Origin of the sequence: Mycobacterium cookii, assembly GCF_010727945.1 — a bacterium.
Classification (GTDB): Bacteria; Actinomycetota; Actinomycetes; order Mycobacteriales; family Mycobacteriaceae; genus Mycobacterium; species Mycobacterium cookii.
In genome coordinates this window covers 277,396-291,576 of record NZ_AP022569.1, presented here as the reverse complement: position 1 = coordinate 291,576, position 14,181 = coordinate 277,396, and the positions used below count along the sequence as shown (strand labels likewise).

The window sequence follows — 14,181 nt, the reverse complement described above, 5'->3', positions numbered from 1 at the left end:
ATGATGCAGACCGGCACGGTCTGAGGAGAAGCCGGGCAATTGACGAAAGTCTGCATCGGCGCTGCCGAATCCATCGACATCGCTGAGCTCGCCGCGGTCGCCGCGCACACTTTTCCGCTGGCGTGTCCCCCGTCCGTCGCGCCACCGGACATCGCGTCGTTCATCGCGGCCAACCTGTCCGACAAGCGGTTCGCCGAATACCTGGCCGACCCGCAGCGAATCGTCCTCGCCGCCAAACGGGACGATCGAATAGTGGGCTACGCAATGCTGATTCGCGACGACGACGGCCGTGTCGAGCTGTCGAAGATGTACGTGCTGCCCGCCCAGCACGGCTCGGGGGTGTCGACGGCGTTGATGGATGCCGCGCTGGCGGCCGCCGCCGGATGGGGTGTCGCCGACATATGGCTCGGCGTCAATCAGAAAAATGAACGCGCGCAACGGTTTTACTCGAAGGCCGGCTTCACCGTCACCGGTACCAGGACCTTTCAGGTCGGCTCCCATATCGAGCACGACTACGTGATGGTTCGGCCGACGCGCTGACCGCCACACTCAGCGCGAGCAACCCCGTGCGTGGGGGCGCCCCGTTGACGTGCTGCAATCAGAGGCATGGCTGACCCTTCAGCTGATGATGCCGGCGGAGCGCAATTGCGGCTGCTCGATGCGGCAGGTGATCTCGACAGCGGCGATCTGCCCGAGCTCTACAGCTATCCCACGGACCATGCCGGAGTCTGGCTTCGCGCGAACTTCATCGCCAGCGTCGACGGCGGCGCCACCTTCGGCGGCAAGTCCGGTCAACTCGGCGGAGCCGGCGACCGGGCGGTGTTCTCTTTGCTGCGTGAACTCGCCGACGTGGTGCTGGTCGGCGCGGGCACCGTGCGCGCCGAGGGCTACGCCGGCGCCCGTCCCACCGTCGGACAGCGGGGACGCCGTCAGGCCCGCGGGCAGAGTGAAGTCCCGCAGTTGGCGATCGTTACCCGCTCCGGCCGTCTGGAGCGCGATATGCCGGTCTTCACCCGTACCGAAGTGGCGCCGCTGGTCTGCACCTGCGCGGCGGCGGCCGACCAGACCCGGCGCACCCTGTCCGGCCTGGCCGACGTGATCGACTGTTCGCTCGGCGACCCCGGTGAGGTCGATTCGGCCGCCGTGTTGACCGCGCTGGGCGAGCGCGGCCTGAACCGGGTGCTGACCGAAGGCGGCCCGATGTTGTTCGGCTCGTTCGTCGAGCGCGATCTGCTCGACGACCTGTGCCTGACCATCGCACCCAGCCTGGTCGGCGGTCAGGCCGGACGGATCGCCACCGGCGCCGGCCAGGTGCTCACCGCGATGCGCCGCGCCCACGTCCTGACCGACGAGGACGGCTACCTGTACACGCGCTACGTGCGTCAGACCTGACCGTCGAAGCCTTGGCTACTGTTGTCGGCATGACCCGGCCCGCCGCAATCGCCACGTCGTTGATCGTGGCGACCGCATTGCTGGCCGGCTGCGCGCCCGGACTGGCCGCTAACCCGCGGTTTGCCACCAACGCCGGCGCCCGGCCGCAGGGAAAGCCGACGACGGCAGCGCCGAGCAACGGTCCGCCCCCGATCGCGAAGCCGAAGAACGACTTGCCCTGGCACGACTGCACGACGCGCGAATTTGGTGACGCCGCGGTCCCCGCACCAGTCGGCGTCAAGCTGGACTGCGCCAGCTACGACGCCGACCTCGATCCCGTCAACGGCGCCGCCGGGACGCTGACCATCGGCGTGGTGCGCGCCCGCTCGGCACAGACCCCGGACAACGCCGGGCCGCTGGTGTTCACCACCGGTACGGACCTGCCGTCGTCGCTGCAGTTGCCGGTCTGGCTGGCCCGCGCCGGCGCCGACGTGCTGAAGAACCACCCGATCGTCGCCGTCGACCGTCGCGGCATGGGCTCATCGAGCCCGGTCGACTGCCTCGACCAGTTCGACCGCCAGGAAATCCACGATCAGGCGCAATTCCAGTCCGGCAACGACCCGGTCGCCAACCTCGCCGACATCGTGCAGAACGCCACCACCAGCTGCACCGACACCATCGCCCCGGGCGACTCCGCCTACGACAACACGCACGCCGCCGCCGACCTCGAGCGACTGCGCAGCACCTGGGATGTGCCGGCGCTGGCCCTGCTCGGGATCGGCAACGGCGCACAGGTGGCGTTGTCCTACGCGGGCTCCCACCCGGATCGGGTCGCCCGGCTGGTCCTCGACTCCCCCGTCGCCCTCGGTGTCGGCGCCGAAGCCGCCGCCGAGCAAAAGGTCAAAGGGCAGCAGGCTGCACTGGACGCGTTCGCGCAGCAGTGCGCCGCGGTGAACTGTCCGCTCGGCCCCGACCCCAAGGCCGCGGTGTCCTCGTTGCTCGACGATGCCCGCGCCGGCCACGGCCCTGCCAGTGCGTCGGTGGCCACCCTCGCCAGCGCCATCAACACCGCATTGGGCTTCCCGACCGGCGACCGGGTCGGCACCACCAACGACCTCGCCACCGCTCTGGCCAACGCCCGGTCGGGCGACACCAACCTGCTGACCAGCTTGATCAATCGGGCTCAGGCCACCAGCGGCACCGACGGTCAATTCGTCAACACCTGCAGCGACGCGCTCAACCGACCGACGCCCGACCGGATCCGCGAACTGGTCGTCGCCTGGGCCAAGCTCTATCCGCAGTTCGGCGCAATCGGCGCTCTCAGCCTGGTCAAGTGCGTCTCCTGGCCAAGCACCCAACCGCCGCCACCGCCGAAAGTGCTCAAGGTCAACGTGCTTCTGATGGGCGTGCAGAACGACCCGATCGTCGGGTCGGAGGGCGTCTCGGCCACGGCTGCCACCATCATCAACGCGACCGCGGCCAGCAAGCGGGTGATGTGGCAAGGCATCGGTCACGGCGCCAGCGTCTATTCGTCGTGCGCGGTGCCGCCATTGGTCGGCTACCTCGACAGTGGCAACTTGCCGTCGACCGATACCTACTGTCCCGCCTGATCCTTCGGGCCTTATAGGGTTCGCTCGTGACACGCGCCAACGACGATGCAGAGCGCAGGGATGAGAAGGAGTGGCGCTCGTGACAGCAGTCGAATCCCCTCGTGGCGGCCCGGTGCACGCCCTGTTCGCGCCCCGCACCGCCGTGCCGAACACCGCGAACGTCCTGCGCGCGGTGCTGTGGCCGATAGCCATCCTGGCGGTTATCCACCGCACCATCGTGGTGACCACCAACGGCAACATCACTGACGACTTCAAGCCGGTCTACCGCGCGGTGCTGAACTTCCGGCGCGGCTGGGACATCTACAACGAGCATTTCGACTACGTCGACCCGCACTACCTGTATCCGCCCGGCGGCACGCTGATGATGGCGCCGTTCGGCTATCTGCCCTTCGCGGAGTCGCGCTACCTGTTCATCGCGATCAACAGCGCCGCGATCGTCCTCGCGGCGTACGTGCTGCTGCGAATGTTCAACTTCACGCTGAACTCCGTCGCGGCACCGGCGCTGCTGCTGGCGATGTTCTGCACCGAATCTGTCACCAACACACTCGTTTTCACCAACATCAATGGCGTGATCCTGCTGCTCGAGGTGCTGTTCCTGCGATGGCTGCTCGACGGCCGGACCAGCCGGCAGTGGTGGGCCGGCATCGCCATCGGTCTGACACTGGTGGTCAAGCCGGCACTGGGCCCACTGCTGCTGTTGCCGCTGTTGAACCGCCAGTGGCGCGCGGTGATACCGGCCTTCCTGGTGCCGGCGGCATTCAACCTGGCGGCGTGGCACCTGGTCGTGCATCCGAGGGACTTCATCACCCGCACCGTGCCCTACATGCTCGGCGTCCGTGACTATTTCAACAGCTCGATCGAAGGCAACGGTGTCTATTTCGGACTGCCGTTCTGGCTGATCCACCTGCTGCGAATTCTGTTCACGCTGTTGGCGATTGGCAGCTTGTGGCTGTTGTACCGCTACTACCGCACCCGCGACCCGCTGTTCTGGTTCACCACATCGTCGGGCGTGCTGCTGCTGTGGTCATGGCTGGTGCTGGCGCTGGCTCAGGGCTACTACTCGATGATGTTGTTCCCGTTCCTGATGACGGTGGTGCTGCCCAATTCGGTGATCCGCAACTGGGTGGCGTGGCTGGGCATATACGGATTCCTGACCATGGACCGCTGGCTGCTGTTCAACTGGATGTACGTCGGGCGTCCGCTGGAATACCTGAAGATCACCTACGGCTGGTCGCTGCTGCTGATCGTGGTCTTCTCGGTGCTGTACTTCCGCTACCGCGACGCCAAAGCCGAGAACCGGCTGGACGGCGGCATCGATCCGTCGTGGCTGACGCACTCGCAACAGCGCGGCGCGGTGATCGCAAGCGCGGCGGAGCCGGGCGCGGCGGGTCACCGCCATCCGAGCTAGCGTGGAGGCATGACTTCCTCTCAGCCCAAGGTGCAGCTCAGCGACGACGAGTGGCGCAAGAAACTCAACCCGCAGGAGTTCGACGTGCTGCGTCGGGCCGGTACCGAGCGGCCGTTCACCGGTGAGTACACCGACACCAAAACCGCTGGCGTCTACCAGTGCCGGGCGTGCGGCGCCGAGCTGTTCCGCAGCACCGAGAAATTCGAATCCCATTGCGGCTGGCCGTCTTTCTTCGACCCGGCCGACTCCGACGCGGTGATCCTGCGACCCGATCATTCGATGGGCGCCATCCGCACCGAGGTGCTGTGCGCCAACTGCCACAGTCATCTGGGCCATGTCTTCGAGGGCGAGGGCTACCCGACGCCGACGGATCAGCGTTACTGCATCAACTCGATCTCGCTGCGCCTGGTGCCCGCGAGCTCCTGAGCGGCGCGAAATCAGTCGACACGGGTGGCATGGACTTCCCAGAACGGCGCGTGCGCCCGGCCGTTGGTCAGCCACGGTTCCATGGTGCGGAACCGTTCGATCATCGGCTTCATCTGTTCCGCCATTTCAGGCGCCCGCTCGAGCATCCGGTCGAAGTTCTCTGAGCTCATGTTGACCTGATACGTGGTCGGCCCCAGATAGGTGATCTGCCAGCCTGCGTCGGGAAACACGTCGCGAAAATCGTTCTCGGACAACGACCGTGGCATCTGGAAGCCGTTGACGTTGCCGACGCCGAATTCGAACATGTACAGTCGGGCGCCCGGTTTGGTAGCGCGGTGCAAAGCTCGGGCATAGGACCGCTGCAACTCGGGTTCGGTCGAAAAGGTGTGGTAGAAGGCGCAGTCCACGACGGTGTCGAAGTGGTTGTCCAGACCGTCGAGCTTCATCGCGTCGGCGAGCTGGAAGTTCACCGACACCCCGGCTTTGCGCGCGTTCTCCCGTGCCCGCTCCAGCGCGGTTTCCGAACCGTCGATCCCGGTGGCCGAGTAGCCTTTCGACGCGTAGTAGATGGCGTGGTGACCCGGTCCGGTGCCGGGATCGAGGACCTCACCTTTGACCGCGCCGAGCGCAACCAGCTGCTGCACGACGGGCTGCGGGCCGCCGATGTCCCACGGTGTGGCGGCCGGAAGGCCGTGGGAGACCCGCTCGTCGCGGTACATCTCCTCGAAGCGGGCGGGATCGGTCGGATCGAACTGAGTCGTCATGAGGTCCCCTCCTCTGCTGCGTCAGGGCAGCGAATTGACCAACTGCTCCACCGCAACTCGTGGCCCGGTGAAAAACGGCGTCTCCTCGCGGGTGTGCCTGCGCGCATCGGTCGCCCGCAACTCCCGCATCAGGTCGACGATGCGATGCAACTCCGGAGCCTCGAACGCCAGCAGCCATTCGTAGTCACCGAGCGCGAACGCCGGCACCGTATTCGCCCGGACGTCCTTGTATTCGCGGGCGGCCATGCCGTGTTCGGCGAGCATCCGGCGGCGCTCCTCGTCGGGCAGCAGGTACCACTCGTAGGACCGCACGAACGGGTAGACGCAGATGTAAGCGCCCGGCTCCTCGCCGGCCAGGAAGGCCGGGATGTGACTCTTGTTGAACTCCGCGGGCCGGTGCAGCGCGACGCTGCTCCAGACCGGTGTCGACGCCCGACCCAGCGCGGTGGTCCGACGGAAGTCCTCGTAGGTGTGCTGTAACGCTTCGATGCGCTCGGCGTGCGTCCAGATCATGAAATCGGCGTCGGCCCGCAGACCCGCGACGTCGTAGAGCCCGCGAACCACCACCCCGTGTTCTTCGCGCTGCTTGAAAAAGGTCGCGGTCTCGTCGATCACCGCGCCCCGATCGTCTCCGAGCACGCCGGGGCGGACCGAGAACACCGAGAACATCAGATACCGAACGGTGGCATTCAGGGCGTCGTAGTCGAGGCGGGCCATGAGACCTATCGTGCCACGGAGGTTTCGACAGCCCGGACGGCGGCGGCAGCCGCACGCCCGGCGGCGCCGATGCACGCCGGCACCCCGATCCCGTCGAGATAGCTGCCCGCCACCGTCAGGGTCGACGGCAGACCGGCGCGCAGTTCGGCGACCAGCTCACGGTGGCCGGGCCCGTACTGCGGCATCGCGTCCGGCCAACGCTGCACGCGAACATCCACCGGCTCGACGGTCAACCCGAACACGGTCGCCAGGTCTTCGATCGACCACGCCAGCAACTCGTCGTCGGAGACGCGGGCGGCGACGTCGTCGCCGAGTCGCCCGAATGACAGCCGCAACAACTCCACATCACCCCGTCCCCACTTTCGTGACGACAGCGTGATCGCCTTGGTGTGCAACGATTCTCCGCTCGCCACCAACACGCCCGAGTTCTGCGGGAAGTCGAGACCGCGGGGCAACGCCATCGCCACGACGACCGAGGACGCGCTGACGATGCGACCGGCAGCGGCTGCGGTTCGCGGAGCGATGCCCTCGACGAGGCCGACGAGGCGGGTGGCGGGCACGGCCAGCACCACCGCGTCGGCGCGCCACACGCCACCGGTGCCGTCGCGCAGCGTCCACCCCGGCCCGGCCGGTTCGATGGTCTGCACCGCCGACTGCACCCATGTTGGCCGGGCGCGACGGACCAGTTCGTCGACCAGCACGGTGTAGCCGCCGCTCACCGCGCCGAATACCGGGCCAGCTGTGACGCTCAGCAGCGCCGCGCGGACCGCATCGGTCAGGTTGGCGGCCCCGCCGTCCAGCACCGTGGTCAGGGTGGGGGTGGCCGAACGCAGCCCGATGGTCGCGGCCGATCCGGCATAGACGCCGCCGAGCATCGGGTCGACCGAGCGGGCCACCACCTGCTCACCGAAGCGGTCCCCGACCACGTCGGCCACGGCCGGATCACTGCCGGGCTCCCAGTGGAACGGGCGAGTCGGCTCCGACGCGATTTGGGCCAGCGTGGCGTCATTCACCAGACCGGCCATCGATTCCGCGGACGACGGGATGCCGTTCAGCGTGGCCGTCGGTAGCGGGTGCAGCCGGTCCTGGCTGTAGATCAGCGGGCGGGCTCCGGTGGTGCCGACTTGCCAATTGGCAAGGCCCAATTCGTCCAGCAGCGCCGGCATCTCGGGGCGGCGTACCACGAACGCCTCGGCGCCGACGTCGGTGGGAACGCCGCCGATCAACTCGGTACGCAGCACACCGCCGAGTCGGTCGCCGGGTTCGAACAGCGTGATGCTCGCCTCGTCACCGGCGGCCAGCCGCAACCGGTAGGCCGCGACCAGACCCGAAATACCGCCGCCGACAACACAATACGATCGCGCACTGGACGTCATAGGGAATGCACCAAAGACACCAGGTCGGTGAGGATGCCGGGATCGGTTTCCGGCAGCACCCCGTGGCCGAGGTTGAAGATGTGTCCGGCTGCGCCGGCGTCGACCGCGCGCCGGCCGTCGTCGACCACTCCCCGCGCCGCCTCTTCGACCGCCGGCCAGCCCGCCATCAGCACCGCCGGATCAAGGTTGCCCTGCAACGCCTTGCCCGCCTCGACCCGGGCGGCCGCGTCGACAAGTGAAGTCCGCCAATCGACTCCGACCACCGTCGCCCCGGCGCTGGACATGGCGCCCAGCAGTTCGGCGGTGCCGACGCCGAAGTGCGTCATCGCAACACCACGGTCGGCGAGAGTGGCGAACACCCGTGCGCTGTGCGGCAGTACGTAGCGACGGTAGTTCGCCAGTGACAGCACGCCGGCCCATGAGTCGAACACCTGAATCGCGTCCACGCCGGCATCGAGCTGAACCCGAAGAAACGAGATGGTGAGATCGGTCAGCTTTTCCATCAGCGCGTGCCAGCATGATGGTTCGGACAGCATCATCGCTTTCGTCCTCGTGTGATTGCGGCTCGGGCCGCCCTCGACCAAGTAGGACGCCAGGGTGAACGGCGCGCCGGCGAACCCGATCAGCGGAACCTGGCCCAACGCCGCCACCAGTAGCGAGACAGCATCCGACACCGGTTGCACACCTTGCGGTTCCAGCGGTTTCACGGCGTCGACGTCGGCGGCGGTGCGCACCGGCGCGGCGATGACCGGGCCGACGTCGGGCACGATGTCCACGTCGATACCGGCGCCACGCAGCGGGACCACGATGTCGGAGAACAGGATTGCCGCGTCGACATCGTGTCGCCGGATCGGCTGCAACGTGATCTCGGTGATCAGTTCGGCGTCGAAGCAGGCCGCCATCATGCTGTTCTGCGCGCGCAGCGCCCGGTATTCCGGCAACGAACGGCCGGCTTGCCGCATGAACCACACCGGCACCCGGCTCGGTTTGCGGCCCGCGGCCGCGGCCAGGTACGGCGATTCGGGAAGCGCGCGATGGTCACTCATCGGGTTCAATGCTGCCACGCCGCAATGAACCCTGAACTGCTGGTCTAAGAGCGCCCCGGCTGCACCGACGAGTGGTGACGGTGACGATGGGAGCCCGGCGGGTAAAACTGCAACGGTCCGTTGAACGCCGGGTCATCGACTGCGTTCTCGTCCGGCAGTGGCATGTCAGGCTCTGGATCTCGCTGCATCAGCCAGGTCGCGTCGCGAGCGAACGTGATAGCCCGTCCCAGCGGCGCGGGACCGAAGGCAACGACGCCGGCGAACACGGCGGCACCGAGCACAGCAACGCTGCCGCGGCGAAAAAATGTGGTGGACTGCCCCATTGCAACCTCCTCGCGACGCAAGTGAACGCCCCCAGATCAACGCGCAGGAGCAAACATGTCCACGCTCCCGTGAACGGATGCTGAACAACACCTTTTGCCTCGCCGTGAGCCCGGGTGCGGACAGGAGTGCACCCACCCGTGCGTAACCTCGTCGTCGACACGTCCGTGAGCCCGATTTCAGGAGCCGGCATGCCCGTGCGCTACCCAGCAGTCAGCTACGACGACTTCCCGAGCCTGCGGGTCGAACGCGCCGACAAACATGGTCAAGAAGGCGTGCTGCACGTCGTCCTCGACGCGCTCGGGCTCAATTCGGTGGGCCCGCAGATGCACCGCGACCTCGCAGACATCTGGCCTGCCATCGGTCGCGACCCCGAGGTGCGCGCAGTGCTGGTCCGCGGCGAGGGCAAGGCATTCTCGTCGGGCGGCAGCTTCGACCTGATCGACGAGACCATGGGCGAGTTCGACGACCGGATGCGGATCATGCGCGAAGCGCGCGACCTGGTGCTGAACATGGTCAACCTGGACAAACCGGTGATCTCGGCAATCCATGGCGCGGCCGTCGGCGCGGGACTGGTGGTGGCGCTGCTGGCCGACGTGTCGGTCGCCGGGCGCAACGCGAAGATCATCGACGGTCACACCAAGCTCGGCGTCGCCGCGGGCGATCACGCCGCCATCTGCTGGCCGCTGTTGGTCGGGATGGCCAAGGCCAAGTACTACCTACTCACCTGCGCGCCGCTGTCGGGCGCGGAAGCCGAACGCATCGGGTTGGTGTTGGTGTCACTGTGCGTCGACGACGACGAGGTCCTCGAAACCGCGACGGGCATCGCGCAAGAACTCGCGCAGGGCGCGCAATCGGCGATCCGCTTCACCAAACACAGCCTCAACCATTGGTACCGGATGTTCGCCCCGGCCTTCGAAACCTCACTTGGCCTGGAGTTTCTGAGCTTCGGCGGGCCCGACGTACGGGAAGGCCTGGCCGCCCACCGGGAGAAGCGGCAAGCCCGTTTCACCCCCGACTAGCCAGCCCCGGCGCATGGCGCCGCCGGCAAAACGGCGCGCCTGTGACCGCGTGTCCGCGGATGGGTCTAGCGTCAGACGTTGTGACCCGCCAGCAACGATGCCGTGCGGAGCGACCAACAGCGACGGCGCCCGTGATCTTGACGCGCGCCATCCATCGAGAGCGGGGGCGGGCCGAGGAGGAGCGGCGCTGATGACGACGACAGCCGAACCGGTCCCGTTCCGCGACGCAGTAGCGGCGATGAGCGGGGCCACCGTCCGATCCGAAATCGAGTTGGGTCCGATCCGCCCTCCGCAGCGTCTCGCGCCGTACAGCTACGCGCTCGGCGCCGAGGTCAAACGTCCCGAGCTGGACATCGTCCCGGAGCGCTCTGACGGCGACGCGTTCGGCCGGCTGATCCTGCTCTACGACCCGGATGGCGCCGACGCGTGGGACGGCACCATGCGGCTGGTGGCCTATATCCAGGCCGACCTGGACTCCAGCGAAGCCGTCGACCCGCTGTTGCCCGAGGTGGCGTGGAGCTGGCTGGTCGAGGCGCTCGACGCGCGCGCCGAGCAGGTCACCGCGCTGGGCGGCACAGTCACAGCCACCACCTCCGTGCGCTACGGGGACATCTCCGGGCCGCCGCGCGCCCACCAGCTGGAGCTGCGCGCGTCGTGGACGGCGCTCACCACGGACATCGGCACTCACGTCGAAGCGTTTTGCGAGGTGCTTGAGCATGCCGCGGGCCTGCCACCGGTCGGGGTAACCGACCTGGGCACGCGGTCCCGCGTCTGACATGACAGATCCGACCACCGATACATCCGACAGCGCCGAACCGGACGTCACACCGCTGCTCCACCCCGCCGACGGCGTGCCCGAGTTGTCCGTGTCGACCAGCGAGATCAAGGCGGCGGCCGCACTGCTGGCCGGCGGCCACGGCCCGTTCGCCGTGGACGCCGAACGTGCTTCGGGTTTTCGGTACTCCAATCGCGCGTACCTGATCCAGATTCGGCGCGCCGGCGCCGGTTCCGTGCTCATCGACCCGGTCAGCCACGGCGGCGAGTCGATGACGGTGCTGGCTCCTGTCGCCGACGTGCTGTCGACGGACGAGTGGATTCTGCACGCCGCCGATCAGGACCTGCCGTGTCTGGCCGAGGTCGGGATGCGTCCGCCTGCCCTCTACGACACCGAGTTGGCCGGCCGACTTGCCGGCTTCGACCGGGTCAACCTCGCCGCGATGGTGCAGCGACTGCTCGGCTTGGGCTTGGCCAAGGGTCATGGCGCCGCCGACTGGTCCAAGCGTCCGCTGCCCGCGGCCTGGCTCAACTACGCAGCGCTCGACGTCGAAGCGCTCATCGACCTGCGCGAGGCGATCGCAGCTGTGCTGGCGGAGCAGGGTAAAACCTCCTGGGCCGCAGAAGAATTCGACTACCTTCGGACATCCGTCGGCGTGGCGCCGCCGTCGACCCGTCGCGACCGCTGGCGTCGCACGTCCGGCATTCACAAAGTTCGCCATCAGCGCGGTCTGGCAGCCGTCCGCGAATTGTGGACCGTGCGCGACGAAATCGCCCAACGCCGTGACATCGCACCGGGGCGCATCCTGCCGGACTCGGCGATCATCGAGGCCGCGACCGCCGACCCGGAGACCCTCGACGACCTGGTCGCGTTGCCGATCTTCGGCGGCCGCAGGCAGCGCCGCAGCGCCTCCACCTGGTTGGCCGCGTTACAGGCAGCGCGCGAAAATCCGGACTCCGCAGAGGAATCCGAACCGCCTAACGGTCCACCGGCGCCGGCTCGGTGGGCCAAGCGCAGACCCGAGGCCGCCGCGCGTCTCGACGCGGCACGGGCCGCACTGCGCGAAGTCTCGGCGCGGGTCTCAGTGCCCACCGAGAATCTGGTGACGCCGGAACTGGTGCGACGGCTGTGCTGGGACTGGGAGCCCACCGGCGACGATGCGAAGGCGATCGACGATTTCCTGACGACCGGACAGGCCCGGCTGTGGCAACGCGAGCTCGTGGTCCCGGCGCTGGCCACCGCGTTGCGGTCGACGCCGGACGACGTCAGTCCAGATGCTCGGTGATCTCGGACTCCCCTTCGGCATCGGCCGTGCCGACGTCTCCGGACAGCGCAGCCACCCACCCGGTGATGCGGCGGGCGACGTCCTGATCGGTCAGGCCGGCGTCGGCGAGCACCTCACCGCGCGACGCGTGATCGAAGAATCGCTGCGGCAACCCGACATCGCGACAAGGCACGTCGATCTCGTTGCGGCGCAACGCAGCTGACACCGCAGAACCGACGCCGCCCGCCACGCCGTTGTCTTCGAGCGTGACGACAACTTTGTGCGTCACCGCCAACTCGACGACCGCCTCCGGCACCGGCAGCACCCACCGCGGGTCGATCGCCGTCACCCCGATGCCCTGGTTGTGCAGCCGCTCAGCGACCTTGAGCGCCATCGACGCAAAAGCTCCGACCGCCACCAGCAGCACGTCGGCACCCAGCCCGTCGGCCGGAACCGCGAGCACATCGACGCCGGCGTGCCGCCGCAGCGCCGAGATTTCTTCGCCGACATCGCCTTTCGGGAAACGGATGGCGGTGGGACCGTCACTGATATCGAGCGCCTCACCGAGCTCCTCGTGCAGGCGGGCGCCGTCGCGAGGCGCCGCCACTCGCATCCCGGGAACGATGCCCAGTATCGACATGTCCCACATGCCGTTGTGGCTGGCGCCATCCGGCCCGGTGACGCCGGCCCGGTCCAGCACCATGGTCACCGGCAGCTTGTGCAGCGCGACGTCCATCATGATCTGGTCGAAGGCCCGGTTCAGGAACGTCGAATAGATCGCCACCACCGGATGCATCCCGCCGATAGCCAATCCGGCCGCCGAGGTCACCGCGTGCTGCTCGGCGATACCGACGTCGAACATCCGATCCGGGAAGCGCTCTCCGAACGCCGTCAACCCGGTGGGCCCGGGCATGGCCGCCGTGATCGCGACGACGTCGCGGCGCTTGGCCGCATACTCGATCAGCGACTCGGTGAACGTCGCGGTCCAACTCGGCCCCGGGATTTTGGTGGCCAGCCCGGTTGCCGGGTCGATCACCCCACAGGCGTGCATCTGGTCGGCCTCGTCATCTTCGGCCGGCCCATAGCCGCGGCCCTTTTGGGTGACGACGTGCACGATGACCGGACCGCCGAATCCGCGGGCACGGCGCAGCGCGGCCTCGACGGCCTGTTCGTCATGGCCATCGACCGGCCCGACGTATTTGAGCCCGAGATCGGTGAACAGCAGCTGCGGCGAAAGTGCGTCCTTCACACCGGCTTTGATGCTGTGCATGAACTGGTAGGCCACATCGCCGAGCAGCGGCATCCCGCGCACCGCCTTGCGGCCGCGTTTGAGCAGATGCTCGTAGCCCGGCTGCAGACGCAGCATCCCGAGGTGGTTGGCCAGGCCGCCGAACGTCGGCGCGTAGCTGCGGCCGTTGTCGTTGACGACGACCACCACCGGCCTGCGGGCTGCCGCGATGTTGTTCAACGCCTCCCAGCACATCCCGCCGGTGAGCGCGCCGTCGCCGACCACGGCCACCACATGCCGGTTGCGGTGTCCGGTCAGCTCGAAAGCCTTGGCCAACCCGTCGGCATACGACAACGCCGCGCTGGCGTGGCTGGACTCGACCCAGTCGTGCTCACTCTCGGCGCGCGACGGATAACCGGACAGGCCACCCTTTTTGCGCAGGGTTTCGAAGTCCGCGGCCCGGCCGGTCAGCATCTTGTGCACGTAGGACTGATGCCCGGTGTCGAAGATGATCGGATCGTGCGGCGAATCGAACACCCGGTGCAACGCCAGGGTCAGCTCGACGACCCCAAGATTGGGCCCCAAGTGGCCGCCGGTCGCGGCGACCTTGTGAATCAGAAAATCGCGAATCTCGTCGGCCAGATCCCGCAAATCCGGTTGCGAAAGGTGCTGCAGATCGGCGGGCCCACGGACCTGTTCTAGCATTCCGACATTCTACGCACGGCCGTCGGCGCAATGCCTAGAGCTGCGGCGATGCTCCCTAACAGGCAGACCGACACCGCTCAGCGGAAGCACAGGCAAGCCTGTTAACGTATGCCGCGGTGAGCCGGGAAGCCTGGTCGGCGTCATGTCG

14 protein-coding genes are annotated in these 14,181 nt (G+C 67.7%); 8 read left to right on the top strand and 6 right to left on the bottom strand.

The window, feature by feature from the left end; all coding sequences use genetic code 11:
- The first annotated feature begins 39 nt into the window (after window positions 1–39).
- From G6N27_RS01415 to msrB, 5 genes are all read left to right on the top strand, one after another.
- Window positions 40–540 (top strand): GNAT family N-acetyltransferase, encoded by a 501-nt coding sequence (locus G6N27_RS01415; RefSeq protein WP_163774653.1) that lies wholly within the window; start codon window positions 40–42, stop codon window positions 538–540.
- Between the two features lie 66 nt (window positions 541–606).
- Window positions 607–1,392 (top strand): pyrimidine reductase family protein, encoded by a 786-nt coding sequence (locus tag G6N27_RS01410; RefSeq protein ID WP_163774651.1) that lies wholly within the window; start codon window positions 607–609, stop codon window positions 1,390–1,392.
- A 29-nt stretch (window positions 1,393–1,421) separates the two neighbouring features.
- On the top strand, window positions 1,422–2,981 hold the full coding sequence (locus G6N27_RS01405) for an alpha/beta hydrolase (protein ID WP_163774649.1): 1,560 nt from the start codon (window positions 1,422–1,424) through the stop codon (window positions 2,979–2,981).
- 70 nt (window positions 2,982–3,051) lie between these two features.
- Window positions 3,052–4,389, top strand: a complete 1,338-nt coding sequence (gene aftC / locus G6N27_RS01400; protein ID WP_163774647.1) for an arabinofuranan 3-O-arabinosyltransferase — start codon at window positions 3,052–3,054, stop codon at window positions 4,387–4,389.
- 9 nt (window positions 4,390–4,398) lie between these two features.
- Window positions 4,399–4,815 carry a peptide-methionine (R)-S-oxide reductase MsrB gene (msrB, locus tag G6N27_RS01395; RefSeq protein WP_163774645.1) on the top strand — a complete coding sequence of 139 codons (417 nt, stop codon included), beginning with the start codon at window positions 4,399–4,401 and terminating at the stop codon, window positions 4,813–4,815.
- Between the two features lie 11 nt (window positions 4,816–4,826).
- Here the strand turns inward: msrB and G6N27_RS01390 are convergent, their stop codons facing one another.
- From G6N27_RS01390 to G6N27_RS01370, 5 genes are read right to left on the bottom strand one after another with little or no spacing between them, the layout of a single operon-like run.
- A complete protein-coding gene (locus tag G6N27_RS01390) occupies window positions 4,827–5,579 on the bottom strand; it encodes a class I SAM-dependent methyltransferase (protein WP_163774643.1) in 753 nt (250 codons plus the stop codon).
- A 21-nt stretch (window positions 5,580–5,600) separates the two neighbouring features.
- Window positions 5,601–6,296 (bottom strand): hydrogen peroxide-dependent heme synthase, encoded by a 696-nt coding sequence (gene hemQ / locus G6N27_RS01385; RefSeq protein WP_163774641.1) that lies wholly within the window; start codon window positions 6,294–6,296, stop codon window positions 5,601–5,603.
- Window positions 6,297–6,301: 5 nt separating this feature from the next.
- Window positions 6,302–7,672, bottom strand: a complete 1,371-nt coding sequence (locus tag G6N27_RS01380; RefSeq protein WP_163774639.1) for a protoporphyrinogen oxidase — start codon at window positions 7,670–7,672, stop codon at window positions 6,302–6,304.
- Window positions 7,669–8,718 (bottom strand): uroporphyrinogen decarboxylase, encoded by a 1,050-nt coding sequence (gene hemE / locus G6N27_RS01375; RefSeq protein WP_163774637.1) that lies wholly within the window; start codon window positions 8,716–8,718, stop codon window positions 7,669–7,671. Before hemE ends, G6N27_RS01380 begins: the two co-directional genes overlap by 4 nt.
- Window positions 8,719–8,762: 44 nt before the next feature.
- On the bottom strand, window positions 8,763–9,041 hold the full coding sequence (locus tag G6N27_RS01370) for a hypothetical protein (protein ID WP_163774634.1): 279 nt from the start codon (window positions 9,039–9,041) through the stop codon (window positions 8,763–8,765).
- 189 nt (window positions 9,042–9,230) lie between these two features.
- Between G6N27_RS01370 and G6N27_RS01365 the strand changes: the two genes are divergently transcribed.
- From G6N27_RS01365 to G6N27_RS01355, 3 genes are all read left to right on the top strand, one after another.
- Window positions 9,231–10,061: an enoyl-CoA hydratase/isomerase family protein gene (locus tag G6N27_RS01365; protein ID WP_163774632.1), complete on the top strand. Its 831-nt coding sequence runs from the start codon at window positions 9,231–9,233 to the stop codon at window positions 10,059–10,061.
- 190 nt (window positions 10,062–10,251) lie between these two features.
- Entirely contained in the window at window positions 10,252–10,836 is a 585-nt protein-coding gene (locus G6N27_RS01360) for a DUF3000 domain-containing protein (RefSeq protein WP_163774630.1), read from the top strand.
- Window position 10,837: 1 nt separating this feature from the next.
- Complete coding sequence (locus tag G6N27_RS01355; protein WP_163774628.1) at window positions 10,838–12,121, top strand: ribonuclease D; 1,284 nt, start codon at window positions 10,838–10,840, stop codon at window positions 12,119–12,121.
- Here G6N27_RS01355 and dxs read toward each other — a convergent pair.
- Window positions 12,102–14,033, bottom strand: a complete 1,932-nt coding sequence (dxs, locus tag G6N27_RS01350) for a 1-deoxy-D-xylulose-5-phosphate synthase (RefSeq protein ID WP_163774626.1) — start codon at window positions 14,031–14,033, stop codon at window positions 12,102–12,104. The two genes, G6N27_RS01355 and dxs, sit on opposite strands and share 20 nt — an antisense overlap.
- Window positions 14,034–14,181 lie beyond the last annotated feature (148 nt).

Excerpts from the sequence above, each read along its gene's own strand:
- G6N27_RS01410 (WP_163774651.1), top strand. The coding sequence starts at position 607 with ATGGCTGACCCTTCAGCTGATGATGCCGGCGGAGCGCAATTGCGGCTG.
- G6N27_RS01405 (WP_163774649.1), top strand. The coding sequence starts at position 1,422 with ATGACCCGGCCCGCCGCAATCGCCACGTCGTTGATCGTGGCGACCGCA.
- msrB (WP_163774645.1), top strand. The coding sequence starts at position 4,399 with ATGACTTCCTCTCAGCCCAAGGTGCAGCTCAGCGACGACGAGTGGCGC.
- G6N27_RS01390 (WP_163774643.1), bottom strand. The coding sequence starts at position 5,579 with ATGACGACTCAGTTCGATCCGACCGATCCCGCCCGCTTCGAGGAGATG.
- hemQ (WP_163774641.1), bottom strand. The coding sequence starts at position 6,296 with ATGGCCCGCCTCGACTACGACGCCCTGAATGCCACCGTTCGGTATCTG.
- G6N27_RS01380 (WP_163774639.1), bottom strand. The coding sequence starts at position 7,672 with ATGACGTCCAGTGCGCGATCGTATTGTGTTGTCGGCGGCGGTATTTCG.
- hemE (WP_163774637.1), bottom strand. The coding sequence starts at position 8,718 with ATGAGTGACCATCGCGCGCTTCCCGAATCGCCGTACCTGGCCGCGGCC.
- G6N27_RS01370 (WP_163774634.1), bottom strand. The coding sequence starts at position 9,041 with ATGGGGCAGTCCACCACATTTTTTCGCCGCGGCAGCGTTGCTGTGCTC.
- G6N27_RS01365 (WP_163774632.1), top strand. The coding sequence starts at position 9,231 with ATGCCCGTGCGCTACCCAGCAGTCAGCTACGACGACTTCCCGAGCCTG.
- G6N27_RS01360 (WP_163774630.1), top strand. The coding sequence starts at position 10,252 with ATGACGACGACAGCCGAACCGGTCCCGTTCCGCGACGCAGTAGCGGCG.
- G6N27_RS01355 (WP_163774628.1), top strand. The coding sequence starts at position 10,838 with ATGACAGATCCGACCACCGATACATCCGACAGCGCCGAACCGGACGTC.
- dxs (WP_163774626.1), bottom strand. The coding sequence starts at position 14,033 with ATGCTAGAACAGGTCCGTGGGCCCGCCGATCTGCAGCACCTTTCGCAA.